The following is a 26,214-nucleotide window of genomic DNA, read 5'->3' on the forward strand; positions in this document are numbered from 1 at the left end:
CCGTGCAGCTTCGGCTTTGCACGGGACCGCGACGAAAGACGTCTTGCGCGCGGTTGAGCGTATGGACGAAGAACGCGCCTGGCGAGCCAAATGGCTTCCCGGGCACGTTGTTTTTTTAGAGGGCGCTGCGCTTTGCACGGGTTGATTACGTGCCGGTCACCTTATTGATCGCGCGAATCACGCATGAAGGCCAGGCGTAGACGAACCACATGAGTCGCGAGACTCCAGGCATCCAAGAGGGAGCCGTCGGGCTTGATCAGTTTGATCGGGCGCGGTGGCGCTGAACCGATATGGCGAAACGGGATTACTACGAGGTTATGGGCGTCGCGAAGAATGCGAGCGACGACGAAATCAAGAAGGCTTATCGCAAGCTTGCGATGAAGCATCACCCCGACCGCAATCCGGATAACAAGGATTCGGAAGCGCATTTCAAGGAGGTCAAAGAGGCCTACGAAATGCTCTCGGATCCTCAAAAGCGCGCAGCCTACGATCAGTATGGGCATGCAGGCGTCGATCCGAACATGGCTGGTGCAGGCCAGCAAGGTTTTGGCGGTTTCGCCGATGCGTTCGGCGACATTTTCGGCGACATCTTCGGCCAGGCGGCCGGCGGTGGTGCTGCGGGCGCTCGCGGGCGCGCGGGTCCGCAGGTTTATCGTGGCGCGGATTTGCGCTACAGCATGGAAATTTCGCTCGAGCAGGCAGCGCACGGCTACGACACGCAAATTCGCGTGCCGAGCTGGGTGAATTGCGAGATCTGCAAGGGCTCGGGCGCGAAGCCCGGCACGAAGCCGGAAACCTGTCCGACGTGTCAGGGACAAGGCACCGTGCGGATGTCGCAGGGCTTTTTCAGTATCCAGCAGACTTGCCCGAAGTGTCATGGCACCGGCACCTATATTCCTGAGCCGTGCGGTCATTGCCACGGTGCCGGCAAGGTGAAGGAAACGAAGACGCTGGAAGTGAAGATTCCGGCAGGCATAGACGACGGCATGCGGATTCGCTCGTCGGGCAACGGCGAGCCGGGTATCAACGGTGGTCCTAGCGGTGACTTGTACGTCGAGATTCATATCAAGCAGCACTCGGTGTTCGAACGCGACGGAGATGATCTTCATTGCCAGATGCCGATTCCGTTCACCACGGCAGCGCTTGGCGGCGAAATTGAAGTGCCCACGCTGGCTGGCCGCGCAAGTTTCACCGTGCCGGAAGGCACGCAGTCGGGCAAGACTTTCCGGCTGCGTAGCAAGGGTATCAAGGGATTGCGCTCGAGCATCGCGGGAGACCTATATGTGCATGTACAGGTCGAAACGCCGGTCAAGCTCACTGAGCAGCAACGCGATCTGCTCAAGCAGTTCGAGCGGTCGCTGACGGAAGGCGGTGCGCGTCACAGTCCGCAGAGCAAGAGCTGGTTTGATCGAGTGAAGAGTTTCTTCGATTGAGGCAATAATCATGCAGCAACGCAGCGAGGTTTTCGCGCTGCTAGACGATTGCGACTCGACCGCCGAAAGGCGGTCGAGTCGCCTGTACGCCAGCTTCGTGCACGAACGGTCGTGTCACGACGCGGCCCAGCTCGATGAAGTTTGCGCGAGCGTTCAGCAAGACCTGCGCGACGGTTTGCACGCCGTCGTTCTCGCGGACTATGAATTTGGCCGCAACCTTCAGTTAGCGCAGCCCGGCGATGCCGCGCTGCGCTTTTTGTTGTTCCGCGAATGCACGTTGTTATCGCGTGAAGAAGCCGAGGGCTGGCTTGCTGCGCGCGATAACGGAGTGGCCGATCGGCCGTCGGTGGCGGGTGTGGCCAACATCGAATCGAGCGTGACGCGCGACGCGTTCGAGCAGGCCATCGCGGGCGTTCAGGACGCGTTGCAAGCGGGCGACTCCTATCAGATCAACTATACGTTCCGTCTTGCCTTCGATGTCTTCGGCTCCGCCGTTGGCTTGTATCGAAGGCTGCGGGAGCGGCAGCCGGTTCGTTATGGCGCGCTGATCGCGTTGCCCGATGGCCGCAACGTGTTGTCGTGCTCACCCGAGTTGTTCATCCAGCGTGAAGGCGACCTGCTGCGCGCGCGGCCGATGAAGGGCACCGCGCCTCGCAGCGCGGACCCCGAATGGCTGCGGCTCGATCCGAAGAATCGCGCGGAAAACGTGATGATCGTGGACTTGCTGCGCAACGACATGTCGCGCGTTGCGGTTACCGGAAGCGTGAAGGTGCCGCACTTGTTCTCGGTCGAGGCGTACAAGTCGGTGTGGCAGATGACATCGACGGTGGAAGCACGGCTGCGTCCCAACACTGCCTTCGCCGATATCCTCCGGGCACTGTTGCCGTGCGGTTCAATCACGGGCGCGCCGAAGCACAAGACGATGCAGTTGATCGACGCGCTCGAAAGCACGCCGCGCGGTATTTATACGGGCGCGATCGGCTGGCTGGATAAGAGCCGGGACTTCTGTTTGTCCGTGCCGATTCGCACGCTGGAAATCCAGCACGGCAGAGGCAAGATGGGTATCGGCGCGGGCATTGTGCTGGATAGCATTGCCGCCGATGAATTCGAGGAGTGCCAATTGAAGGCGCGATTCCTGACCGGTTCCGATCCCGGTTTCCAGCTCTTCGAGACGACTTTTGCGACGCGGGACGAAGGCGTTCGCCATGCAGATCGGCATCTCGCAAGGCTCGCTGCCAGCGCCGAATGGTGCGGTTTTCCGCTCGATCGGGTGAAGCTGCAGGATCGTATCGACAAGACCTGCGCGGGTTTTGAAGCGAAGGCGGGTTATCGGTTGCGGATCGCGTTGAGCAAGAGCGGTGAGATTGCTGTGACTAGCGCGCCGCTCGTGCCGTTGGCACATTCGACGGTGGACGTCTTGCTTGCATCGGAACATGGTTTTGCGGCCCGATCGGCGGACGATCCGTTGTTACGCCACAAGACGACGTTTCGTGAGGATTACGATCGTGCGTGGCGCGAGGCCGAAGCGCAAGGCGCGTTCGACATGCTGTTTTTCAACGAGCGCGGGGAGCTCACGGAAGGCGGGCGATCGAACGTGTTTGTCAGACTCGATGGCCGTTGGAGCACGCCGCCGCTCGACGCCGGATTGTTGCCGGGCGTGATGCGCGGTGTGTTGATAGAAGAACTGGACGCTGAGGAGCGCACGCTGACGCGCGAAGATCTGGACCGTGCGGAGTCGCTGATGATCTGCAACGCGCTGCGCGGTGCGGTGCCGGCGCGGCTCAAACGGATGAGCTAGAAGAATAACCAAGGAATTTACCGCCGCCACGCTGAGTGGCTCCGATCTTCGCCAAAGCGCGAAAAGCGACTTCAGCGAAGATGGACGCGAACAAGAAGGCCGCCTCGGACAGCGCAGTCCAAAAACCCCTTAAAACGTATGCTCCGGCCCGGGAAAACTCTTCTCCCGAACGGCGCGAACATAAGCCTCCACGGCGGCAAAAATACTCGGCTGCCCCTGCATAAAGTCTTTAACGAAGCGCGGCCGTTTACCGGGAAAAATCCCCAGCATGTCGTGCAGCACCAGCACTTGGCCCGAACAATCGATCCCGGCTCCGATGCCAATCGTAGGGATGGCCAACTGCTCCGTCACCTCACGAGCGAGCAGCGTAGGCACCGCTTCAATCACGAGCAATTGCGCACCGGCATCCTGGAGCGCCAAAGCATCGCGTCGCATCTGCTCGGCACCGGCGTCGGTTTTCCCTTGCACCTTGAACCCACCAAACGCGTGCACCGATTGTGGCGTCAACCCGACATGACCACAAACGGGGATGGCTCTTTCAACGAGAAACCGGACTGTATCGGCGACCCATTCACCGCCTTCGATCTTGACCATCTGCGCACCGGCACGCATCAACTGCACGGCGTTCGCATACGTTTCCTCGCGTGAGCTGACCGTACCAAACGGCATATCGGCGACGATCAGCGCGTTCTTGTTGCCTCGCGCAACCGCAGCCGTGTGATACGCAATATCGGCGAGCGTCACGGGCAACGTCGTGCCATGCCCTTGCAGCACATTCCCAAGCGAATCGCCGATCAGCATCACATCTACGCCGGCGCGATCCAGCAACGCGGAAAAACTCGCGTCGTAACACGTCAGCATCGTGATTTTTTCGCCGGCTTCGCGCATCGTCCGAAGCTTCGGGACGGTGATCGCGGAGCGGCTGGTTTCCTGCAAATACGCCATGGCAATTTCCACATCGACTAGATAAGAGACGGCGCGCCGGCGCGCAAGCCGGACGGACTTAAAGCGACGTGCCTTTGACAAAGAATTCCTTGCGCCCACGCATGGTTTCAATCCGGTCTACCAGCAGCGCCAGATCGGCGTCCGATTCCAGCGGATTCAAATGCTCGGCGTTCACCGTCAACAGCGGCGTGGCGTCGTAGTGATAAAAGAAATCATTGTAGGCGTCGCAGAGGGCGCGCAGAAACGCGTCGGGAATCTGCAGTTCCATCGGCAATGCGCGCTTTTGAATGCGCGCGAACAACACCTCGGGACTGGCCTGCAAATACACAACCAGATCGGGCGCGGGCGCTGAGGTATCAATGCGCTTGGCGATTTCCCGGAACAGTTCGAATTCGTCGTCGGGGAGCGTAAGACGCGCGAACAGTGCGGTTTTTTCGGTGATGAAATCGGTGATGAGCGGCGCGTTTGCGCCTTGCCCCGGATGCCCCGGCGCGCCCAGAAGCGCCGTCACGATTTCCTGCGTTTGATGCGTGCGCTGCAACGCGAACTGCAATTGCATGGGCAGCGCGTAACGCGTGTTGTCGCGATAAAACCGCTCGAGAAATTGATTTTCCTGCGGACGCTCGAAGAGGGTGCGCATCGACCAGCGTTCTGCGAGCAGCCGTGCCAGCGTGGTCTTGCCCACGCCAATGGGCCCTTCTATCGCGATATATCGGTGCGGCGGGCGCAACTGCGGTGCGGTGACGGTGAGGGGCGTGATGCTCATGGGCTATTCACCTTTCAGGCTTCGCGGGACGAAATTCAGGCTTCGCGACGCGAAGTACAGCGAGAAGCGAACAGCGGACACTGATGCGTCGCTACTTTTTCAATACGTTGATCCTGGACTGAAGCGAGAAACGCATCGGCGCGGCCGCGTTGCGCAATGACCACATCGCGATCGAGTTCGACCAGCGGCACGAGCGTAAACGCGCGCTCGGTGAGACGCGGATGTGGCACGACGAGATCGGCTTCCTCGATGCAGGAATCGCCGTACAGGAGGATGTCGATATCGAGCGTACGCGGCGCGTTTCTATACGGCCGCTCACGCCCGAAATGGATTTCTATGGTGTGGCACAGCTGCAGCAACTGGCGTGCGGGGAGCGTGGTATCGATCTTGACGACGCAATTGAAGTAGTCGTCGCCACCGGCGTCGATGGGCGCGGTGCGATAGAGGCTCGATTTCGCGAGCACGGTGATCGTGTGTTGCTGGGCAAGACACACCACTGTGTCTTTCAGGGTCTGGCGCGCGTCACCGAGGTTTGCGCCCAGGCCCAGATAAGCTACCGTCATGGCATGAATCCTACGACTGTCGTTTGGCGTTACACGACTCAAACGCGTTGGCTAGAACGCGCGGTCCGTGTCAATCGTCGCGCTGGCCACCGCTTTCGTCGCCATACCGCACATCACGCACGTCACGCTCTTCGCGATTGTCGCGAGCTGACCCTTCTACGGTGCTCGCGCCGCCCTCCATTCCGTCACCCGGCCTGCGGCTTTTGGCGTTGCTGCTACGCCGCCGTCGTTTCTTGGGTGCCCGGTCCTTCCCGCCTTGCGAAAGCAGAGACTCTCGCGCGGCAGCGTCCCCTTCAATGAAATCCGTCCACCATTGGCCAACCGATGCATCCAGTTCGCCGGATTCACATCGCAGCAGGAGGAAATCATAACCCGCTCTAAACCTTTGGTGTTCCAGCAGCTTCATCGCGGTTCTGCCGGAGCGTTTTTCGAGCCGATGTTGCAGACCCCAAATCTCCCGCATATCCGATGAAAAGCGCTTGTGGATAGCGAGCTTTTCGGTCTGCATGTCGAGCACGTCGTCCATGGCGCGATGCAACGCGGGCACGGGGAATTCGCCGGCCAGCGTGTATTGCTGCCAGCGCGTCTGCATGTCGTTCCAGAGCAGCGTGGCGAACAGGAAGCCCGGCGAAACACCCTTGCCGGCGCGCACGCGCTCGTCGGTATTGGTCAGCGCGAGCGTGATGAATTTTTCGCCGTGCTGCGATTCGAAAATCACGTCGAGCAGCGGCAATACGCCGTGATGCAAACCTTCCGCGCGCAGCCGCGTCAGGCACGCGAGCGCGTGACCTGAAAGCAGCAGCTTGAGCATTTCATCGAAGAGGCGGGCTGCGGGGACGTTGCTGATCAGATCGGCGAGTTCCGCGATTGGCGCGCGCGTGGCCGGCTCGATCTCGAAGCCGAGCTTCGCCGCGAAACGCACCACGCGCAGCATCCGCACCGGATCTTCACGATATCGCGTGGCGGGGTCTCCGATCATGCGCAGCAAACGCGCGCGGATGTCAGCCATGCCGTCGTGGTAATCCAGCACGGTTTGCGTGGCCGGATCGTAATACATGGCGTTGATGGTGAAGTCGCGGCGCGTGGCGTCTTCGTGCTGCTCGCCCCACACGTTGTCGCGCAGCACGCGGCCGCTTGCATCCACAGCATGCGTGCGGGTGTCCATCTCGCCGCGTCTCAGGCGCGGCGGCGGCGGCGAGGGTGGCGCGTCAGCGGGGGTATCGACGAGTGCGCGGAAGGTCGATGTCTCGATGATGTCCTGCCCGAACTGCACGTGCACGATCTGGAACCGCCGGCCGATGATGCGCGCGCGGCGGAACAGCTTCTGCACCTGATCGGGCGTGGCGTCGGTTGCAACGTCGAAATCTTTTGGCGCCACGTTCAGCAGCAGGTCGCGCACTGCGCCGCCCACGATAAACGCACGATGCCCGCCTTGCTGCAGACCGTCGGTGACGCGAATCGCGTTCTTCGAGATCAGCGCAGGGTCGATGCCATGCACATCCGCCGACAAGATCACCGGCACGTTGGGATCACGCTTCGCCGCGGCCGGCGCGGCCTTCTTGCGCGTGCTCTTGCGGGCGGGTTTTACCTCGTCGGAGAGCGGGGCGGTAGCCGGGGCGTCTTCTTTGACGCTTTCCTGGCCGAACAGCTTGCGGATGAGTTTTTTAATCACGTGGGGAGAAGATTTCCAGGATGCGCCAGCCGCGGGCTTGCGCATGCGCGCGCAAGGTGTCGTCGGGATTGGTCGCGATCGGGTCGGTGACTTTCTCGAGAAGAGGAATGTCGTTGTGCGAGTCGCTGTAGAAATAGCTGTGTTCGAAGTCGCCCAGGCTTTTGCCCATTGACGCGAGCCACGCTTCGGTGCGCACGATCTTGCCCTCGCGGTAGCTCGGCGTGCCCGTCGCGCGGCCGGTCAGGTCGCCCTCAGGCACATTGTCGACCGTTTCGACCTCACATGCGATCAGCGCTTCAATACCGAACGCCCGGCCGATCGGCGCCGTGATGAACGCGTTCGTGGCGGTGACGAGGCAGCACAGGTCGCCGGCCTGCTGGTGCTTGCGCACGAGTTCGAGGGCGGCGGGCGCGATGGCCGGCGTGATGATTTCGCGCATGAATTGCGCGTGCCAGTCGTCCAGTTGGGCGCGCGGATGCTTGGCGAGCGGCGAAAGCTGGGCGTTCAGGTACGCGTGGATGTCGAGCGTGCCGGCTTTGTAATCTTCGTAGAACGCGTCGTTTTGCTTCGCGAACTTCTCGGCGTCGACAATGCCGAGCTTCGCCATGAAGCGACCCCATTCGTGGTCGCTATCCGTCGGGATGAGAGTGTGATCGAGGTCAAAAAGGGCTAGGTTCATGGGAGCGCATTTTACTTGAAGCGGGTGGAAGCGGTCGCTGGCTGCTCGCGGCGGGGCAATGGGCTTGAAATCGGGCTAGAAAAGCCCGGGCTGAGGACGAGGTGCATCGTCTTCTTTTGCGGCGAGCATCGTGCGTAATAACGGCAGCGTCACGGCGCGCTTTTGTTCCAGCGAAAAGCGGTCGAGCTCGTCGAGCAAGGTCATCAGGCTTGGCATATCGCGGCGAAAATGCGTGAGCAGATAGGCAGGGACGTCGTCGGCGAGGGCAATGCCGCGTTCGCGCGCTGCGTGTTTCAGCGCGCCGGCCTTGCTTTCGTCGGAGAGCGGGGTGAGCTGGAACACCAGTCCCCAGCCGAGGCGCGTACGCAGATCTTCTCTCACCGATAACCCCAGCGGCGCCACATTGCCCGTTGCCACCAGCGCGCTTGCCGGATGCGCGCGCACCTCGTTGAAGAGGTTGAAGAGCGCGATTTGCTGTGCACCGGACAGCCGCTCGCAGTCGTCGATGGCGTAGATGCTCGCTGTGGGGTCGAAGGTGAACGCGGCCAGCGGCGCTTGCGGGCTCAGAAAACGCGCGCGGCCGTTCGCTTCGTGCACCACCGCCTGCAGCAGATGGCTGCGGCCGCTGCCCGCTTCGCCCCAGACGTAGAAGGTCCGGTCGGCCACGGGGCCGGCTGCGAGCGCACCTTCGAGTTCGCGCAGACGCGTGACCAGCTCGTGGTTGCCGGCGGCGAAAAAATTATCGAAGGTGGCGAGCGGCGGCGTGCCGAGATCGAGCGTCAGTTGGCGTTGCACGGGCAATCGGTTCCGTCAGGGCGTGTCTTGAAAAGCGGCGCGCTCAGGGCGCCGATGCCGGGTTTGTGCCGTGGCGAAAGGCGTTGAGCGCAGGGTCGAGTTTCCAGCCGGATGGGCGCGAGTCTCGAAAAGGGTTTGGAGCGGTCTTTCGGAGTCAGGGTCGCGAACTGCGAGAAATCCGGCCGGGCGGCTGGCATCGGTTAAAATCTCATTTTACCGACCTTCTCGCCGATCCCCCATGAATCAACCGAAATCCGCCCCAGACGCCCAAGGTTTGTCCTATCGCGACGCGGGCGTGGACATCGATGCCGGCGACGCGCTTGTCGACCGGATCAAGCCCTTTGCCAAGAAAACCATGCGTGACGGCGTGTTGGGGGGAATCGGCGGATTCGGCGCGCTGTTTGAAGTGCCCAAGCGATACAAAGAGCCGGTGCTGGTATCTGGCACTGACGGCGTGGGCACGAAGCTGCGTCTCGCTTTCCAATTGAACAAGCACGATACCGTCGGCCAGGATCTGGTCGCCATGAGCGTCAACGACATTCTCGTGCAGGGCGCCGAGCCGCTGTTTTTCCTCGATTATTTCGCTTGCGGCAAGCTGGACGTGGATACGGCTGCAACCGTCGTGCAGGGTATTGCACAGGGTTGCGAGCTGGCCGGGTGCGCGTTGATTGGCGGTGAAACCGCTGAAATGCCGGGCATGTATCCCGATGGTGAGTACGATCTGGCCGGCTTTGCGGTGGGTGCGGTTGAGAAGAGCAAGATTATCGATGGTTCGACCATCAAGCCCGGCGATGTCGTTTTGGGCCTCGCTTCTTCGGGCATTCATTCGAACGGATACTCGCTGGTGCGCAAGATTATCGAGCGCGCCCAGCCTGATTTGAACGCCGATTTCGATGGCCGTTCGCTCGCCGACGCGTTGATGGCGCCCACGCATATTTACGTGAAGCCGCTGTTGTCGCTGATGTCGCAGATGACCGTGAAGGGCATGGCGCATATCACCGGCGGTGGACTGGTTGAGAATATCCCGCGGGTTTTGCGCGATGGCCTGACGGTCGAGCTGGATCATCAGGCGTGGCCGTTGCCGCCGTTGTTCTCGTGGCTGCAGACGCATGGCGGTGTTGCTGATGCAGAGATGCATCGGGTCTTTAATTGCGGAATCGGGATGGTCGTTGTGGTCGCTGCTGCGGACGCTGAAGCCGCGACAGCGCTTTTGTCGGCGGCTGGCGAGCAGGTCTGGTCAATCGGACATGTGCGCGATTCGCTTCCCGGCGAAGCTCAGACTGTAGTGGTTTAAATTTTTGCTCGCGCCGGCAGGACCAGAACTTGGTCACCGGCGCGAGCAAAATCAGCCGGCCAGCATCTCCGGCATCGGCGCCAGCAAAGCCTCAATATCCTCGGCAGAAAACTTCGCCGCACCCGCTTTGTCCTCACGCAAAATACTATCGGCGAGAGCGGCCTTGCGGTCCTGCATCGCGACAATGCGCTCTTCAATACTCCCCGCCACGATCAGCTTATAAACAAACACGGGCTTCAATTGCCCTATCCGATGCGCCCGGTCCGTCGCCTGGTTCTCAGCTGCCGGATTCCACCACGGGTCGTAGTGAATCACGGTATCGGCGGCAGTCAGATTCAAGCCCACGCCGCCCGCCTTCAAACTGATCAGGAACAGCGGCACCTCACCGTCCTGGAAGCGCTTTACAGGCATAACCCGATCAGTGGTATCTCCAGTCAAGGTGACATACGGGAGCCCGGCTTTATCGAGCGCGGCGGCAATGATCGCGAGCATCCCCGTGAACTGCGAAAACAACAGCACCCGACGCCCCTCCTCAAGCAGCTCCGGCAACATATCGAGTAATAAATCGAGCTTCGCCGATTCCTCGACACGCCCAGCCCGCGCGAGCTTCACCAACGCCGGATCGCAGCAAACTTGCCGCAACTTCAGCAGCGCCTCGAGCACGACAATATGGCTGCGCGCCAAACCCTGGTCCGCCACCGCCATACGCACTTTTTCCTGCATCGCGATCCGCACTGTCTCGTACAAATCACGCTGCGCACCCTCGAGCGCGACCGTTCGCACGATCGTGGTTTTCTGCGGCAATTCCTTTGCGACTTCGTCCTTTCTTCGACGCAACATGAACGGCCGAATCCGCCGCACAAGCAAATCGCGCCGCACGGGATCGTCGTATTTTTCAATCGGCGTGCGCCAGCGTTTCGTGAAGTCTTTCTGTGAACCGAGGAAACCAGGCAGCAGAAAGTCGAACTGTGCCCACAACTCGCCAAGGTGATTTTCCAGCGGCGTACCCGTCAGACACAACCGATGCCGCGCGCGTAAATCTCGAATCCCCTTCGCTGCCTTGGTCGCGACGTTCTTCACGATCTGCGCTTCATCCAGGATCAACAGGTGGTACTCGTGCAGCGACAACATCGCCTGATCGCGCCACAGCAGCGGGTACGTAGTCAGCACGAGATCGTGCTCGCCGATCTGATCGAAACGTTCCTTACGTTGCGGGCCATGCAGATCCAGCACCCGAAGCGCAGGCGCAAACTTGCGCGCTTCCTCGCGCCAGTTGTGAATCAGCGTGGTGGGCAGCACGACCAGCGCCGGCCGGTCGAGGCGTCCCGACTCCTTTTCGACCAGGATGTGCGCGAGCGTCTGCACGGTCTTGCCGAGGCCCATGTCATCGGCGAGAACACCCGACAGATTGCGCTCGCGCAAGTACTGCATCCAGTTGAGCCCTTCACGCTGATACACGCGAAGCTCCGCCTGCAGGCCGTGCGGCACGGGCACTTCCCGCAGCCCCGGCCCTTCCTGCAAACGCTGCGCAAGCTCGCGAATGGAGACGTCGCCGTGAAACTGCCAGCGACCTGTGTCGCTCAGTGCTTCCAGCCGCCCGGCATCCTGTTCGGAGACACGCAGCGGATGGGAACCGATGGTATCGAAGAGATCGATCAGTACCCGCACCACCGGCTTGATTCGTGCCGCGCGCACCCGCAGCCGCTCGCCGAGATCGGTCTTGAGCTCGATGCCTTCGTCGTCAGGTATCGAATCGATGGCGCCCGCCAGCCAGCGCCGGTCGCGCTGAAACAGGTCGGCCAGAAGCGGTTCAAGCCGGACGCTCCGCTCGCCCACGACAATGCCAAGCTCCAGGTCGAACCAGCCGTCAGCCGCCTGACGCGCGGTGCCCTGGATGTCGTCGATCTCGATGAAGTCGAAGCGGAATTCTGGCGACATGCTCACGCGCCAGCCGTCCTCGCGCAACGCGGGCAGTGCGTCGTTGGTGAACGAGGCCCAGGCAGCGGGCGCGGGCAAGCCGATCACGCCGTTCGGAATGGGCTTGGGGCCAAAGCGTTGATGCGAGGGGATCTGGCGGAAGCCGAGATCGTAAAGCGAGGCGAGGTAACGCGCTTCCACGTCGTGGCGGCGATTCACTTGAACCATTTCGCCGGACGCGGCGCGCATGACCGTGGTAGCGCGCGTGGGGTCGATGCTGAAGCCGTCGTAATCGAAGCTCACCAGGGCGAAATCGAGCACGTTGGCGGCCGTGCGCTCGTCGCGTGGCCGCCAACTGCCGTTGACGGGCCGCGTATCGAGCACGAGCACCGGCACCGGCTCGGTATCGACAACATGCAGATTCAGCGTTTCCTGCTCCGGCGGCGGGGGCAAGTCGGATGCAACTTCGCGCAGCATCGCGCTGACCAGCGGCGCTTCGGCAAGTGAGATAGGCGGCATCGACAAATAGTCGGCCAGTTGCCGCGCGGGTTGCGGCATATCCACGATGCCCGCTTCACGCGTTTCCGCATCGGCGAACCAGAGCGGTTCGGTGGGAATGATCAACGTGGCTGCGGGCTCGGTTTGCAGCACGGGCCGCACGCGGTCGTCCAGATCCGGCGTCCACTCGATTCGTCCCGGCCGCATCGCGCCTTCGCCTAGCGGCCGGCGGGGCTCCGCAACGTCCTGGGAGGTAGGCATGGCGCTGAAGAGCCGGCCCGTTGCCATCATTCGATGCAGAAGATCCGCGCCTTCTTCGCCGTGCAACCCAAAACCGCCGAAATCGTTGCGGGTGCGTCCAATCACGAGCGCCCGCACGATCGTCATGTCTTCGTCGCTGACAAACTTTGGCTGCTTCACGAGCGCGGCGTCCAGATTGGTCCACGGCCGGTCGAGCGTCTGGAACGAACCGTCTGGACTGAGCCGTACTTTATGCAACGCGACCTCGGCGGTGCGCATGATGCGCGACGCGCCCAAAACATAAACAAGCCCGAGCGCGCCATTCGCCTCACCGGGCTTTTTTGCGGAGGCGTTGCGAGTGGATGCAAAGCGCGAGCGGAATCCTTCAAGCCAGCCTGCCACTTCGGGGCGCACGGCTTCGGACTCTCGCGGTCTGTCCGAGGCGCTCGCAAGCAACACGGCGGCGGCGTGCTTGCAGCCGAATCCGACCGGGCACGAACAATGGCCTTGCGCGGACAGCAAGCCGTGGTGGTCGTGAAACATGACTTCGACGGTATAGGGCCGGCGTTGCGTCCCTTGAACATTGGCGCGGAGTACGTCTTCGTCCCAGTGCAGACGCGTCACTTCGTCCACATAGGTACGCGCCTTGGCCACGGTATGCGAGCCGAGCCACTTGATGATCTGAGCCGTGTCGTACGCAAACGCCGGCATCAGCAAACCCGTCCGTGCATGGCCGTTCCCGTCTCAGCCTGTGTTGCCGCCATCCGCTTGATCACCGTTCCCTTCTGTCCAGTAGTTCCAGCAAACCGCGCAATGCATGCGCGGCTGCCTGGATACGAATCTGCTCGCGATCGCCCTTGAATTGCTGCGTTTCCACCGCCGTGTGCAAGCGGTTGCTCCACGCAAACGACACCATGCCGACGGGCTTGGTTTCCGTGCCACCGCCCGGGCCGGCCACGCCGGTAATAGAAAGCGATACCTGTGCCCGGCTATTCCTCAGCGCGCCTTCGGCCATGGCCCGGGCAACGGGTTCACTCACCGCGCCATGGCGCTCGATCATGTCGGCCGGCACGCCGATCATCTCGGTCTTCGCCAGGTTCGAATAGGTGACAAAACCGCGCTCGAACCACGCGCTGCTGCCGGAAATATCGGTCATGGCGGCGGCGACCAGACCGCCGGTGCAGGACTCCGCGGTCGCGAGCATCAGCCGCTCGTCGCGCAGTTTGTTGCCGGCACGGATAGCGAGCTGGTGGACGACTTTATCGGTGGCCATGGCGGAGACTCGGTTGGGCTGGTCGGAGGTGAGGGATAAGCCGGAGCATCAGATCGTCATGCGCCACAGCGCGATCACGAGCAACGTGAAGAACGCAGCGGCGATATCGTCGAACATGATGCCGAAACCGCCTTTCAACTGGCGGTCGAAATAACGGATGGGCGGGGGTTTCACCATATCGAAGAAACGAAACACGATGAACGCCCACAACTGCCCGGTGAACGTGGCCGGCGTGACGAACAGCAACACCAGCCAGAACGCAACGATCTCGTCCCACACCACCGGCGATGGATCGGCAATGCCCATTTTCTTCGCCGTGAAACCGCAGAACCAGCAGCCGGCCACGAAGCCGACGGCGATCAGCACGGCCCATTCGGCGACCGTCAGGTGCGGGTTGAACACCACGAACGACACCCACGCGAACAAGGTGCCGACGGTGCCCGGCGCGATGGGGGACAAGCCGCTGCCGAAGCCCAGCGACAGGATATGCAGCGGGTGCGACAGCATGAAGCGCGCGCTCGTCCGGCGCGGGGGCTTGGGTGGCGGTGTGTCGTCGAGTGTGTCGATGGTCGGATCAGTCTGCATGAAAATGGTCGAAGCCCGTGTCGAGGAAAGAAACCGGACCAGTGTTGTCGCGCCAGTCGATGGCCGGCAGGTCGTTGGGCGTACCAGACGGGGCCAATGACGCGGGAGCCAAGGACGCGGCCAGACCCTCGATTGTACCGATGCGCGTCAGCAAAACTTTCTGAGCCTTCCCGATCCGGTCGATTTTGGCGCGCGCGTTCGCGGGCGCGGTGAAGCAGAGTTCGTAGTCGTCGCCGCCGGCCAGGATGCTGCGCACCTGCGCGGCCGGGGGCAGGGCGGCGATTACGCCCGAGCGCGGCACCTGATCGATATTCACCGTCGCGCGCACCTTCGAGCGCTTCAATATATGGAGCAGGTCGCCGGCGAGGCCGTCCGACAGATCGAGCGCGGCATGCGCGATCCCCCGCAACGCGATGCCGAGCGCCACGCGCGGTTCCGGCTGCTCGAGCGCCTTGATTGCGATGGCTTCGTCGGCGGGGTTTTTCATCGACCATTCGCCGCGGCGGATGCCCAGCCCAGCGCGCGCGCCGCCGAGCACGCCGGATACCCAGATGTCGTCGCCGGGGCGCGCGGCATCGCGTCGCAGCGCACGAGCCGCCGGGACGTCGCCGAAGATGGTGATGCTGATGCTCACGTGCGGTCCGCCGGTCGTATCGCCGCCGATCAGCTCGCAGCCGTATTGCTTCGCGATATGGAAAAGGCCTTCGCTGAAGGCTTCGAGCCAGCTTTCATCGGCTTTCGGCATCGATAGCGCGAGGGTGAACGCGCGCGGTTTCGCGCCCATCGCAGCGAGGTCCGACAGGTTCACCGCCAGCGCCTTGTAACCGAGCGCCCACGGCGAGACATCGGGGAAAAAATGGCGGCCCGACACCAGCATGTCGGTGGAAATCGCCAGGTGCTGGCCGCGCTTCGCAGCGAGCAGCGCGCAATCGTCGCCGATACCGAGCGTCGCCTTCGGTCCATGCTCCGTTGACGGAAACGCGGCGGCGGGCTGGGAAAAATATCGTTCGATCAGGGAAAACTCTGAGAGCATCGGCGGTCCGGCAATGTCGAGGGAGAGTTGGGGACGATGCGCGCCTGTTGACGCGCGTTTCATCTCAATAAGGGAAATTAGCGGCGTGAAGCGGCTGCCGGCATGCGGTTTACGCTGTTTTTCCAAGCCTTGTCCGTATGGGCTATCAGCCGCGAATTGCCGGTATTGCCATCCGGAGAGCCCGTTGATTGGCGCTACAATGCGTTCGAACTTCTATTCTAATCTTGCCCTTAGCCCGACGCCTCATGACCACTCCTGCCGATAGCGCCAAAGCCAAACTCCGCGAAGCCGCGCTCGATTACCACGAGTTTCCCACCCCCGGCAAAATCGCGATTGCTCCGACCAAGCAGATGATCAACCAGCGCGATCTCGCGCTGGCGTATTCACCGGGCGTGGCTTTCGCGTGCGAGGAAATCGTCGCCAATCCGCTGAACGCCGCGCGTTTCACCGCGCGCAGCAACCTGGTCGGCGTCGTGACGAACGGTACGGCGGTGCTCGGGCTCGGTAATATCGGGCCACTCGCGTCGAAGCCGGTCATGGAAGGCAAGGCGGTGTTGTTCAAGAAGTTCGCAGGCATCGACGTGTTCGACATCGAGTTGAACGAGATGGACCCGCACAAGCTTGTCGACGTGATCTGCGCGCTCGAACCTACGTTCGGCGGCATCAACCTGGAAGACATCAAGGCGCCGGATTGCTTCATCGTGGAACGGGAATGCCGCAAGCGCATGAAGATCCCGGTGTTCCATGACGACCAGCACGGCACGGCGATCGTGGTCGCGGCTGCCATCACCAACGGCCTGGTGGTGGTCGGCAAGAAGATTGAAGAGGTGAAGCTGGTCGCCTCCGGTGCGGGCGCGGCGGCGCTCGCCTGTCTGGACCTGTTGGTCGAACTCGGCATGAAGCTCGAGAACATCTTCGTGACGGATCTGGCCGGCGTGGTCTACAAGGGCCGCGTGGAATTGATGGACCCGGACAAGGAGCGTTTTGCGCGCGAAACCTCGGCGCGTACGCTGGCTGACGTGATGGAAGGCGCAGACGTATTCCTCGGGCTGTCCGCTGGTGGTGTGTTGAAGCAGGAAATGGTCAAGGGCATGGCGCAAAAGCCGCTGATTCTCGCGCTCGCCAACCCGACGCCGGAAATCCTGCCGGAACTCGCGCTGGAAGTTCGCCCGGATGCGGTGCTTGCCACCGGCCGCACGGACTACCCGAATCAGGTCAACAACGTGCTGTGCTTCCCGTTCATCTTCCGCGGTGCGCTGGATGCGGGCGCGAGCACGATCACGCGCGAGATGGAAATTGCCGCGGTGAACGCGATCGCGGATCTGGCGCGGCAGGAACAAAGCGATATCGTCGCGACGGCTTACGGCATCCAGGATTTGTCGTTTGGTCCCGAGTACCTGATTCCGAAACCCTTCGACCCGCGTTTGATCGTGAAGATCGCGCCGGCCGTGGCCAAGGCCGCGATGGATTCAGGCGTGGCAACGCGTCCTATCGAAGACATGGATGCGTACGAACAGCATTTGCAGCAGTTCGTGTATCACAGCGGCACGACCATGAAGCCCGTGTTCCAGCTCGCACGCAGTGTGGAGCCGGACAAGAAACGCATTGTGTTCGCCGAGGGTGAAGAAGAGCGCGTGCTGCGCGCCGTGCAGATCGCGGTGGACGAGAAGATCGCCAAGCCGATCCTGATCGGACGCCCGGCTGTGATCGCGCAGCGGATCACGAAGTACGGTTTGCGGTTGACGGCGGGCGTGGACTTCACCGTTGTCGATACCGATCACGACGAGCGGTATCGCGATTTCTGGCAGACCTATCACAAGATGATGGCTCGCAAGGGCATCAGCGAGCAGATGGCAAAGCTGGAAATGCGCCGCCGCACAACGCTGATCGGCTCCATGCTGGTGAAAAAGGGCGAAGCGGACGGCATGATCTGCGGCACGATCAGCACGACGCACCGGCACCTGCATTTCGTCGATCAGGTGATCGGCAAGAAGGAAGGCTGCAGCGTTTACGCCGCAATGAATGCGCTCGTGCTGCCGGGCCGGCAGATCTTCATTGTCGACACCCACGTGAACGTGGACCCCACGCCCGAACAGCTCTGCGAAATCACGATCATGGCGGCGGAAGAAGTGCGCCGCTTTGGCATCGTGCCAAAGATCGCGCTGCTCTCGCATTCGAACTTCGGCACGAGCAACGCGCCGACGGCCATCAAGATGCGCGACACGCTGGCGTTGCTCCGCGAACGTGCGCCGGACCTGGACGTAGACGGCGAAATGCATGGTGACGTGGCGCTGGATGCCAATCTGCGTCGCGAAATCCTGCCGGAATCGACCTTGGTTGGCGATGCGAATTTGCTCGTACTGCCGAATATCGATGCCGCGAATATTTCGTACAACCTGCTGAAGACGGCGGCCGGTAACAACATTGCCATTGGCCCGATCCTGCTGGGCGCGGCTCAACCGGTGCATGTGCTGACGGCGTCGGCTACGGTGCGCCGGATCGTCAATATGACGGCGTTGCTGGTGGCGGACGCAACGGCTATCGCGCGATAAGGTTTTTTTAAGCCCACGCAGGACTGGCGGGTTTGGGCAGAAGTTTGAGTAGAAGTTCGAAAAGAGGGATGGCGACGGAGGGTCGCCATCCCTCTTTTTCATTTCGGCGACGTTTGCGTCGCCAAGATGCAGCGCTTGGCTGCCGGATTCCTGATATTTCCGCCGCGTCCCAAACGAAAAAAACGTGCCAGATGATCCGGCACGCTACGAGGTATGCAAGGGGATTTGCTTTGTCCTCCAAACAGCGATGGCGCCGGCTTTTACACCGTGGGAGCTTCGCGAGAGAGGCGACGCTGGTTCCACTCCCCAAACCATGCATGAACCTATTATTAACTCAATCAAGATAAAAATATCTCAGTTTTATCCTAAATATGATCCGCCCCGATTTTTTCGATCATCAACGGAAAATCACCGGCAGACCGCATGCAATGGTCCTATAAGCCGTAAAAAGCGCCCAAAAAACCGGCATCTTCCGAACCAACATTGATTCCGAGTGTCATTAGCGATACCCTTACGTCTTTCATGGTCGTCATATTTTTGGGTTCAAAGCGGGGACGGGTTTCGTGAAGCGCGCATGGTTTTGTGGATTCATCGTGGCGCTTTCTCTGGTGTTCAGCGGCTGCGGGAAAAGCGGGCCGGATTCCCAGAGTCCGGCCGCGAACACCTCGGCATTAGCGTCGCAAGCCGAGCCGCCGCACGTGTTGCAAGACAGGGACAAGCTGCAAAGCGATCCGCGCGCAGAGAGCTGGCGCGATACCGCACCAGCGGGTTCGGGGCCGTCGCAGACCACCGTCGATGCATCGCAATTGCCAAAACAGGCCATTGTGACGCTGCGGCGGATTGAGGCTGGCGGGCCCTTCCCGTTTGAGAAAGACGGCATCGTGTTTGGCAATCGCGAGCGTTTGCTGCCGCCGCACCCGCGCGGTTTTTACCACGAATACACCGTTCCTACGCCGCGCGCCCGCGATCGCGGCGCACGCCGGATTGTATGTGGCGGGCCCCGTCGGCAGATCGACAACTGCTTCTACAGCGACGACCATTACGTGAGTTTTAAACGCATTGCGGGATTAACTTCGGGATGAATGGCATGAGCGACAACATCTACGCGCACGACAACGGTGTCGCGGGTGATCTTTTCGCCGGCGATGGCAACATGTTCCAGCGAGTTTTGCGACTCCGCACGACAGACGAAAATCGACCCGACGACGAACAGAGCGCGGCGCTGTCATCATTGAACGAGGGGTCTATGAGTCTTTTCAAGACGGTACGATCGAACATCGTGCAGTCGATCCGCGCTTTCAGGGTCCAGGATCTCGCCGACGAAGCGAGCAAGCTGGGCCAGCATTTTCTCTACGCGTATTGCGGCCAGGCCCAGAGCAAGCAGGAAGTGCTCGAAACCATCGCCACGTCGTTTTTGTTTCCTAAACACTTTGGAAAGAACTACGACGCGCTGTACGACAGTCTTACCGACCTCGTGCACAAAGCCGGTTCGCAGCCGGGTTTCGTGATCGTGCTGGAAGCGCTGCCCGTTGCGCAGAAATTTGACAAAGAAGGGCGCGAGACCTTGCTTGACGTGTTTCGCGAAGCCGCGGAATTCTGGGCGGAACGGCGTGTGGCGTTCAGGGTGTTTTACTCGTTCGCCTGAACGCCTGCGTTCGGACGTAGTAGATAGTTCTGCCTGCCAGGGGCTTCGTTTTTTCGGCGCAAAGAGCTAAATAAAGCCGGTCGTCGTCTGTTGAACACAGGCGCCGACCGGCTTTTTTGCGTTTCATTCGCGGTGTGGTTACTGCGGCTGGATCACCACCCGCCCCAGCGCGCCGCGAGCGCCGCCAGGACCGCGATGCCAGCCGTTTCGGTGCGCAAGACTCGCGGTCCCAGGCCGAGCGTGACAAAACCGGCATCGACTATTGATGCTTCCTCTGCCGGCGAAAATCCGGCTTCCGGGCCAATCACGACTGTCACCGGCGCAGCGGGTGCGCTCGCCGGCAGGGACGCGAAACCAAGCTGCGCCCGCGGCGACAGCAACAGCCGCAACTCGCCGTCCTGAGCGGGCGGCAGGCTGTCCAGCCATTTATCCAGATCCTGAGGCGCCGCTACGTCCGGCACCCGATTTCTTCCGCATTGCTCGCACGCGGCCCGCACCAGGGCCTGCCAATGCACTTGCCGACGCGACGCGCGGTCTCCCGACAGCCGCACCACGCCGCGCTCGGCGGTGAGCGGAACGACGGACGATACGCCCAGTTCCACCGCCTTCTCGATCAGCCAATCCATCTTGTCGCCGCCCGCCACACCCTGCGCGAGCGTCACGCGATACGGCGGCTCTGCCTCGCTGTCGGTGAATTGATCGAGTTGCACGGTCGCTGCGCGCTTGCCGATCTCGACCAGACGCCCGCGATATTCACCGCCCAGGCCATTGAAGAGGTGGACAGTATCGTCGGTTTGCAGGCGCAGGACGTGGATATGACGGACGACATCGTCCGGCAAGGGCATGATTTCGCCCGCGACGAGCGGACCGGCAACGAAAAAGCGTGGCATGAAGTAACTCGCCCGGACACCGTGAAGCGCGCGGGCAGGGAAGTGGATCGGTGTTTGAGCGTTGATCAATCGAATCGATGTGAAACGCGACGGCGCCCAGCCTAGTTCAAATGCCGGGCGATTGCCCAGCGATACCCATCCGGGTCTTCGAACTGCGCAAATCGATCGCCCCAGTACTGGTCTTGCGGCTCGATCAGCGGCTTTGCGCCAACCGCGACCGCGCGCGCGAATGCGGCGTCTACATCGTCGACGTATAGATAAAACGACTGCGGCGCCATCAAGCCGGTGCTTTTCGGTGTCTTCGCGTGCGAGCCGTATGCGCCTTCCGGCGCAAACATCAGGATCAACTGTCCGCGATACGTCATTTCCACATGGATCACGGCGCCGTCGTCGTTGACGCTGTCACGCACCGCAAAACCTAGCGCCTGTTCGTAGAAGCCGGTGCTGACACGGGCATCGCGAACAGTCAGGTACGGGGTAAGCCACGGCACATCGGCGGGGCGGGGGTCGGTCATAAGGGCTTCTCCTCGAGCTCGGCTGATGGGTGCATTGTGCCATGGCGCCCTTTGGCATAAGGGGCGGGCGGTTTTTTGGCCGCGCCGTCAGGTCGCACGAGCGGAGGTATCCGTGCAGGGAGCGTGCCCGCACAAAGGGTTCGCTACGATTTCCCCTTGCCGCCTGAGCGATCCTCCCGGGCACCGCCTGCCGCCGCCCGGTTCCCCGCCATGGGCGCGCCAGTGCCCCAAAGTCGTCTGTTAGAATAATCGCCTTCCGATCCTCTTCGTTTCTCGTCGCTCCGGGTGCTGAAAACGTGGTTTCATCGTTCGCCCCGGTGCGTCGCCCAGAATCATCCCAGGATCTTTTCAGGACCTACCGGACTCGACATGACGACCCCGACTTCCAGCCAGAGCACCCTGATGGCCAACGCAATCCGTGCGCTGGCAATGGACGCCGTTCAACAAGCCAACTCCGGCCATCCGGGCATGCCAATGGGCATGGCGGAAATCGGTGTCGCGCTCTGGTCGCGTCACCTGAAGCACAACCCGGGCAATCCGCACTGGGCCGACCGCGATCGTTTTGTGTTGTCAAACGGCCATGGCTCCATGCTGCTGTATTCGCTGCTGCACCTGACCGGCTATGACCTGCCGATCAACGAACTGAAGAGCTTCCGCCAACTGCATTCGAAGACGCCGGGACATCCGGAATACGGCATCACGCCGGGCGTGGAAACGACGACCGGTCCGCTCGGCCAAGGTCTCGCGAACGCAGTCGGCATGGCGCTCGCCGAAGCGCTGCTGGCGGCGGAGTTCAACAAGGACGGCGCGAAGATCGTCGACCACCATACGTACGTGTTCCTCGGCGACGGCTGCATGATGGAAGGCATCTCGCACGAAGCCTGTTCGTTCGCCGGTACGCTCAAGCTGAACAAGCTGATCGCGCTGTACGACGACAATGGCATCTCCATCGACGGTCACGTTGAGCACTGGTTCCACGACGACACCCCGAAGCGTTTCGAAGCCTACGGCTGGAACGTCATCCGCGCGGTGGACGGCCACAACGTGGAGGCTGTGGACGCGGCAATCGCACAGGCGAAAACCTCGGACAAGCCCACGCTGATCTGCTGCCGTACGACCATCGGCAAGGGTGCGCCGACGAAGCAAGGCAGCCACGATTCGCACGGCGCGCCGCTCGGCGCCAAAGAAATTGCCGATGCCCGTGCCGGTATGGGCTGGACTTGGGAACCGTTCGTGATTCCGCAGGAAGTCTATGCCGCGTGGGACGCGAAGGAAGAGGGCGCGCGCGCGGAAGCGGAGTGGAACAAGCAATTCGATGCATACCGTGTGAAGTATTCGGCCGAAGCCGCTGAATTCGTGCGCCGGATGAACGGCGAACTGCCGGCGAAGTGGGCGCAGGACGCGAAGGACATTATCGAGGCGGCGAATCAGAAGGGCGAAACCATTGCCACGCGCAAGGCGTCGCAGCAAACGCTCGACGGCCTTGCCGCCGCGCTGCCTGAACTGCTCGGCGGTTCCGCCGACCTGACGGGTTCGAATTTGACGAACTGGAAGGCATCGAAGCCGGTGCGCGCCGGTGAAGGCACGAACCAGATCCAGTGGGGCAACCATATCAACTACGGCGTGCGCGAATTCGGCATGAGCGCGGCCATCAACGGCATCGTGCTGCATGGCGGATATCGGCCGTTCGGCGGCACGTTCCTGACGTTCTCGGACTACAGCCGCAACGCACTGCGCGTGGCGGCACTGATGAAGGCGCCGTCCATCTTCGTGTTCACGCACGATTCGATCGGCCTCGGCGAAGACGGCCCGACGCACCAGTCGGTGGAACAAACGTCGAGCTTGCGGCTGATTCCGCACTTACAGGTGTGGCGTCCGGCGGATACCGTCGAGACCGCTGTGGCATGGACGTACGCTATTGAGCACAAAGGGCCGTCGGCGCTGATTTTCACGCGTCAGAACCTGCTGTTCTCGCCGCGTAACGACGTGCAGATCGCGAACATTTCGAAGGGCGGCTACGTGCTGCGCGACTGGAACGACGACATTCCCGCACGCAAGATCATCTTGATCGCGACGGGTTCGGAAGTCGAACTGGCGCTCAAAGCCGGCGAGAAACTGGCGCAGGAAGGCATTGGCGCGCGTATCGTTTCCATGCCTTGTACGAACGCGTTCGATCTGCAAGACCAGGAATATCGCGACCGCGTGTTGCCCAAGGGCGTCGTGCGCGTGGCGATCGAGGCCGGCGTGACCGATTTCTGGCGTAAGTACGTGGGTCTCGAAGGCGGCGTGGTGGGCATCGATTCGTTCGGCGAATCCGCACCCGCCGGCGAGCTTTTCAAGTATTTCGGCTTCACCGTCGAGCATGTCGTGGAGACGGCAAAAGCTGCGCTCGCGGGCTGATCGGGCGCTTTGTAAAAAGCGAACCCGGCAGCGGCGAACTGGAATTTTTTTCAGCCATCAGGAGATAGACCATGACGATTCGCGTTGCAATCAACGGCTACGGCCGGATCGGCCGCAATACGCTGCGCGCCTTCTATGAAAACGGCAAGAAGCACGACATCGAGATCGTTGCCATCAACGACCTTGGCGATGCCAACACGAACGCACACCTGACGCAGTACGACACGGCGCACGGCAAGTTCCCAGGCGAAGTGTCGGTGGACGGCGATTACCTCGTGGTCAACGGCGACCGGATCCGCGTGCTGGCGAACCGCAACCCGGCCGAATTGCCCTGGGGCGAGCTGAACGTCGACGTGGTGATGGAATGCACGGGCTTTTTCACGACGAAGGAAAAGGCCAGCGCGCACATCAAGGGCGGTGCGAAGAAGGTCATCATCTCGGCGCCGGGCGGTAAGGATGTGGATGCGACCATCGTTTATGGCGTGAATCACCATGTGCTGAAGGCGTCGGATACGGTCATCTCGAATGCATCGTGCACGACGAACTGCCTGGCACCGCTCGTCAAGCCGCTCAACGACAAGATCGGCCTGGTGAACGGTCTGATGACTACGATCCACGCCTACACGAACGACCAGGTGCTGACGGACGTGTATCACGAAGATCTGCGCCGCGCGCGCTCGGCCACGCACAGCCAGATTCCGACGAAGACGGGTGCTGCGTCGGCGGTGGGTCTGGTGTTGCCGGAACTGAACGGCAAGCTGGATGGTTACGCGATTCGCGTGCCGACCATCAATGTGTCGATCGTCGACCTGTCGTTCATCGCTGCACGCGACACGACGGTGGATGAAGTGAATTCGATCATGAAGGAAGCATCGGAAGGCGCGTTGAAGGGCATCCTGGGCTATAACACTGCACCGCTGGTCTCGATCGACTTCAACCACAACCCGGCTTCGTCCACCTTCGACGCTACGCTCACGAAGGTCTCGGGCCGTCTGGTGAAGGTGTCGAGCTGGTACGACAACGAGTGGGGCTTCTCGAACCGCATGCTGGATACGGCCGTGGCGCTGGCGAATGCGAAGTAAAGCCGCGAAGTAAAGCTGCCAAGTAACGCAGTGAAATCAAGCTGAAAAAAAGCCGCCGGTTTGCAAGAACCGGTGGCTTTTTCACACCTGGCGCGCCAACGTCACGCGCATGAACGGGCCGTCGAAATCAGTTCTTCCTGTGGGGACAGTGCTCCTTCGTGCAGGTGCCATACAGCGCGAGCGCGTGTTCGTGCAGCTTGAAGCCACGCTCCTTGGCAATATCCTGCTGACGGCTTTCGATCTCGGCGTCGAAAAACTCTTCCACCATGCCGCAGTCAAGACACACCAGATGGTCGTGGTGGGTCCCTTCGTTGAGTTCGAACACGGCTTTGCCCGACTCGAAGTTACTGCGTGACAGTAGGCCCGCTTGCTCGAACTGCGTGAGCACGCGGTACACGGTCGCCAGACCGATGTCGAGTTCTTCGTGCAACAGGTTTCTATACACGTCTTCTGCAGTCAGGTGACGCACAGGGCTATGCTGGAAAATCTCAAGTATCTTGAGCCGGGGCAAGGTCGCCTTCAGCCCGATATTTTTCAGATCGGCGGGATTGGTCATCGCTAGGCATCCCTAGAGTACAATTCAAGGTTCTCATAGTAATGCGTTTTTACCGTTCCGGTCACCATCCGAACGAAATGGCGCGATCTCCGAAAGACTCCGAAACTTCTTGCGCCCCCACGGGCGATGGGCCAGGCGAAGGGTGAAATGAAGGGTGAAATGTTTCTAAAATCTTTATTGAATAGCCGGGAGAGCCGTCGTATGCGCGGATCCTTGATCGCCGCCGCGACTATGACCGTCCTGGCCGGTTGTTCCACTTACGATAGCGTTACGCAGAGCATCGCGCAGCGCATCACACCGTACCGGATCACGGTCGTGCAAGGGAATTTCGTTTCGCAGGAAGCAGCGAGCCAGTTGAAAGTCGGCATGTCGCGCGACCAGGTGAAGGCGCTGCTCGGCACGCCGTTGCTCGCGGACATGTTCCATGCGGATCGCTGGGACTACATCTTCTACTTCAAGCGCGGTTCTACGTCGGTCGTGCAGCAGCGTGACTTCGTCGTGCTGTTCGCGGGCGATCGCGTGGCGAGCTGGTCGGGCGGCGAGAATTTGCCGTCGAATCTAGAGTTGCTGGCGGAAATCGATGGCGACAAGGGCCGTAAGCTCCCCGTCGCTCCGGCTGCGGCGAGCGGGGCCAGCTCAGCTGCTGCGGCAGCCGCGTCGTCCAGCGGTACTGCGGTCGCTGCGGCAGCGAGTGCGCCGGGTGTCCAGCCAGACGCATCGAGTGCAGCGAATGCGTTCGCCGGCGACGCCAACCAGCAAGCCGCGCAAGCCGCCAATCGCGCGACCACCGCTGTGCAGGCGCCTACCGGACGGGTCCGCTCGTCGGCCATGCCGAACGTGCCGGGCAGCCCGGGCTTGCCGAACGCCAACAACACCACAGGCAACGCGCAGATCCAGTTGCAGCGTCGTCCAGATACGGTGACGGTCCCGGACAGCAGCGCCGTCGGTCCGCAAGGCACGTCGCCGAGCCCAGCGAACACGACAGGTCAAGGCACCTCCGTGCCGTCGACGAGTACCAACTAAGCAAAGCGGCGGGCTTGGTCCCGCTCGTTTTGCCTGGTTTCGTCCGGTTCCACTGTGTTC

Annotated in this window: 22 protein-coding genes; 9 read left to right on the top strand and 13 right to left on the bottom strand. The window is 61.5% G+C overall.

The features are described from left to right. The first annotated feature begins 290 nt into the window (after window positions 1-290). A complete protein-coding gene (dnaJ, locus tag EOS_RS29530; RefSeq protein ID WP_047895740.1) occupies window positions 291-1,433 on the top strand; it encodes a molecular chaperone DnaJ in 1,143 nt (380 codons plus the stop codon). Window positions 1,434-1,443: 10 nt separating this feature from the next. Beyond that, the gene (gene pabB, locus EOS_RS29535) at window positions 1,444-3,231 is read left to right on the top strand and encodes an aminodeoxychorismate synthase component I (protein WP_047895741.1); all 1,788 of its coding nucleotides are present in this window, start codon (window positions 1,444-1,446) and stop codon (window positions 3,229-3,231) included. A gap of 129 nt (window positions 3,232-3,360) precedes the next feature. Here the strand turns inward: pabB and panB are convergent, their stop codons facing one another. The 6 genes from panB to hda all read right to left on the bottom strand — a co-directional run bounded on the left by panB (window position 3,361) and on the right by hda (window position 8,657). Further along, window positions 3,361-4,176, bottom strand: coding sequence for a 3-methyl-2-oxobutanoate hydroxymethyltransferase (gene panB / locus EOS_RS29540; RefSeq protein WP_047895742.1), 816 nt, complete (start codon window positions 4,174-4,176; stop codon window positions 3,361-3,363). 58 nt (window positions 4,177-4,234) lie between these two features. After that, on the bottom strand, window positions 4,235-4,942 hold the full coding sequence (locus tag EOS_RS29545; RefSeq protein WP_047895743.1) for a deoxynucleoside kinase: 708 nt from the start codon (window positions 4,940-4,942) through the stop codon (window positions 4,235-4,237). Between the two features lie 35 nt (window positions 4,943-4,977). After that, the gene (gene folK, locus EOS_RS29550; RefSeq protein WP_047895744.1) at window positions 4,978-5,505 is read right to left on the bottom strand and encodes a 2-amino-4-hydroxy-6-hydroxymethyldihydropteridine diphosphokinase; all 528 of its coding nucleotides are present in this window, start codon (window positions 5,503-5,505) and stop codon (window positions 4,978-4,980) included. A gap of 70 nt (window positions 5,506-5,575) precedes the next feature. Further along, window positions 5,576-7,177: a polynucleotide adenylyltransferase PcnB gene (gene pcnB, locus EOS_RS29555; RefSeq protein WP_047895745.1), complete on the bottom strand. Its 1,602-nt coding sequence runs from the start codon at window positions 7,175-7,177 to the stop codon at window positions 5,576-5,578. Beyond that, window positions 7,170-7,856, bottom strand: a complete 687-nt coding sequence (locus EOS_RS29560; RefSeq protein ID WP_047895746.1) for a histidinol-phosphatase — start codon at window positions 7,854-7,856, stop codon at window positions 7,170-7,172. Before EOS_RS29560 ends, pcnB begins: the two co-directional genes overlap by 8 nt. Window positions 7,857-7,931: 75 nt before the next feature. Continuing rightward, window positions 7,932-8,657, bottom strand: a complete 726-nt coding sequence (gene hda, locus EOS_RS29565; protein ID WP_200908715.1) for a DnaA regulatory inactivator Hda — start codon at window positions 8,655-8,657, stop codon at window positions 7,932-7,934. A 232-nt stretch (window positions 8,658-8,889) separates the two neighbouring features. On the opposite strand from hda, the gene purM reads away from it, so the two are divergent. Next, window positions 8,890-9,945: a phosphoribosylformylglycinamidine cyclo-ligase gene (purM, locus tag EOS_RS29570; protein ID WP_047895748.1), complete on the top strand. Its 1,056-nt coding sequence runs from the start codon at window positions 8,890-8,892 to the stop codon at window positions 9,943-9,945. A gap of 51 nt (window positions 9,946-9,996) precedes the next feature. On the opposite strand, the gene EOS_RS29575 is transcribed toward purM, so the two are convergent. The 4 genes from EOS_RS29575 to thiL all read right to left on the bottom strand — a co-directional run bounded on the left by EOS_RS29575 (window position 9,997) and on the right by thiL (window position 15,491). Beyond that, window positions 9,997-13,311, bottom strand: a complete 3,315-nt coding sequence (locus EOS_RS29575) for a DEAD/DEAH box helicase (protein ID WP_047895749.1) — start codon at window positions 13,309-13,311, stop codon at window positions 9,997-9,999. Between the two features lie 61 nt (window positions 13,312-13,372). Next, the gene (locus EOS_RS29580) at window positions 13,373-13,873 is read right to left on the bottom strand and encodes a CinA family protein (protein ID WP_047895750.1); all 501 of its coding nucleotides are present in this window, start codon (window positions 13,871-13,873) and stop codon (window positions 13,373-13,375) included. A 48-nt stretch (window positions 13,874-13,921) separates the two neighbouring features. Continuing rightward, window positions 13,922-14,458 (bottom strand): phosphatidylglycerophosphatase A family protein, encoded by a 537-nt coding sequence (locus tag EOS_RS29585; protein WP_200908716.1) that lies wholly within the window; start codon window positions 14,456-14,458, stop codon window positions 13,922-13,924. Beyond that, a complete protein-coding gene (gene thiL / locus EOS_RS29590) occupies window positions 14,448-15,491 on the bottom strand; it encodes a thiamine-phosphate kinase (protein ID WP_047895774.1) in 1,044 nt (347 codons plus the stop codon). The genes EOS_RS29585 and thiL overlap by 11 nt, the downstream gene beginning before the upstream one ends. Before the next feature lie 245 nt (window positions 15,492-15,736). Between thiL and EOS_RS29595 the strand changes: the two genes are divergently transcribed. The 3 genes from EOS_RS29595 (at window position 15,737) to EOS_RS29605 (ending at window position 19,688) form a co-directional block, all read left to right on the top strand. Then, the gene (locus tag EOS_RS29595; protein WP_047895751.1) at window positions 15,737-18,043 is read left to right on the top strand and encodes an NADP-dependent malic enzyme; all 2,307 of its coding nucleotides are present in this window, start codon (window positions 15,737-15,739) and stop codon (window positions 18,041-18,043) included. Window positions 18,044-18,606: 563 nt separating this feature from the next. Further along, on the top strand, window positions 18,607-19,125 hold the full coding sequence (locus EOS_RS29600) for a ribonuclease (protein ID WP_053064079.1): 519 nt from the start codon (window positions 18,607-18,609) through the stop codon (window positions 19,123-19,125). A 5-nt stretch (window positions 19,126-19,130) separates the two neighbouring features. Continuing rightward, the gene (locus EOS_RS29605; protein WP_047895752.1) at window positions 19,131-19,688 is read left to right on the top strand and encodes a barstar family protein; all 558 of its coding nucleotides are present in this window, start codon (window positions 19,131-19,133) and stop codon (window positions 19,686-19,688) included. Window positions 19,689-19,840: 152 nt separating this feature from the next. On the opposite strand, the gene EOS_RS29610 is transcribed toward EOS_RS29605, so the two are convergent. Continuing rightward, on the bottom strand, window positions 19,841-20,578 hold the full coding sequence (locus tag EOS_RS29610) for a 16S rRNA (uracil(1498)-N(3))-methyltransferase (protein ID WP_047895753.1): 738 nt from the start codon (window positions 20,576-20,578) through the stop codon (window positions 19,841-19,843). Window positions 20,579-20,679: 101 nt separating this feature from the next. Beyond that, on the bottom strand, window positions 20,680-21,093 hold the full coding sequence (locus EOS_RS29615) for a VOC family protein (RefSeq protein ID WP_047895754.1): 414 nt from the start codon (window positions 21,091-21,093) through the stop codon (window positions 20,680-20,682). A gap of 369 nt (window positions 21,094-21,462) precedes the next feature. Here EOS_RS29615 and tkt point away from each other — a divergent pair, with 369 nt between their 5' ends. Further along, window positions 21,463-23,493 (top strand): transketolase, encoded by a 2,031-nt coding sequence (gene tkt / locus EOS_RS29620; protein WP_047895755.1) that lies wholly within the window; start codon window positions 21,463-21,465, stop codon window positions 23,491-23,493. Between the two features lie 71 nt (window positions 23,494-23,564). Next, window positions 23,565-24,575, top strand: coding sequence for a type I glyceraldehyde-3-phosphate dehydrogenase (gene gap / locus EOS_RS29625; protein ID WP_047895756.1), 1,011 nt, complete (start codon window positions 23,565-23,567; stop codon window positions 24,573-24,575). A gap of 127 nt (window positions 24,576-24,702) precedes the next feature. On the opposite strand, the gene fur is transcribed toward gap, so the two are convergent. Further along, window positions 24,703-25,131: a ferric iron uptake transcriptional regulator gene (gene fur, locus EOS_RS29630; RefSeq protein WP_047895757.1), complete on the bottom strand. Its 429-nt coding sequence runs from the start codon at window positions 25,129-25,131 to the stop codon at window positions 24,703-24,705. Window positions 25,132-25,332: 201 nt separating this feature from the next. Between fur and EOS_RS29635 the strand changes: the two genes are divergently transcribed. Further along, window positions 25,333-26,154, top strand: coding sequence for an outer membrane protein assembly factor BamE (locus tag EOS_RS29635; protein ID WP_047895758.1), 822 nt, complete (start codon window positions 25,333-25,335; stop codon window positions 26,152-26,154). Window positions 26,155-26,214 lie beyond the last annotated feature (60 nt).

The organism is Caballeronia mineralivorans PML1(12) (genome assembly GCF_001028175.1).
In the GTDB taxonomy this organism is placed as follows: domain Bacteria; phylum Pseudomonadota; class Gammaproteobacteria; order Burkholderiales; family Burkholderiaceae; genus Caballeronia; species Caballeronia mineralivorans.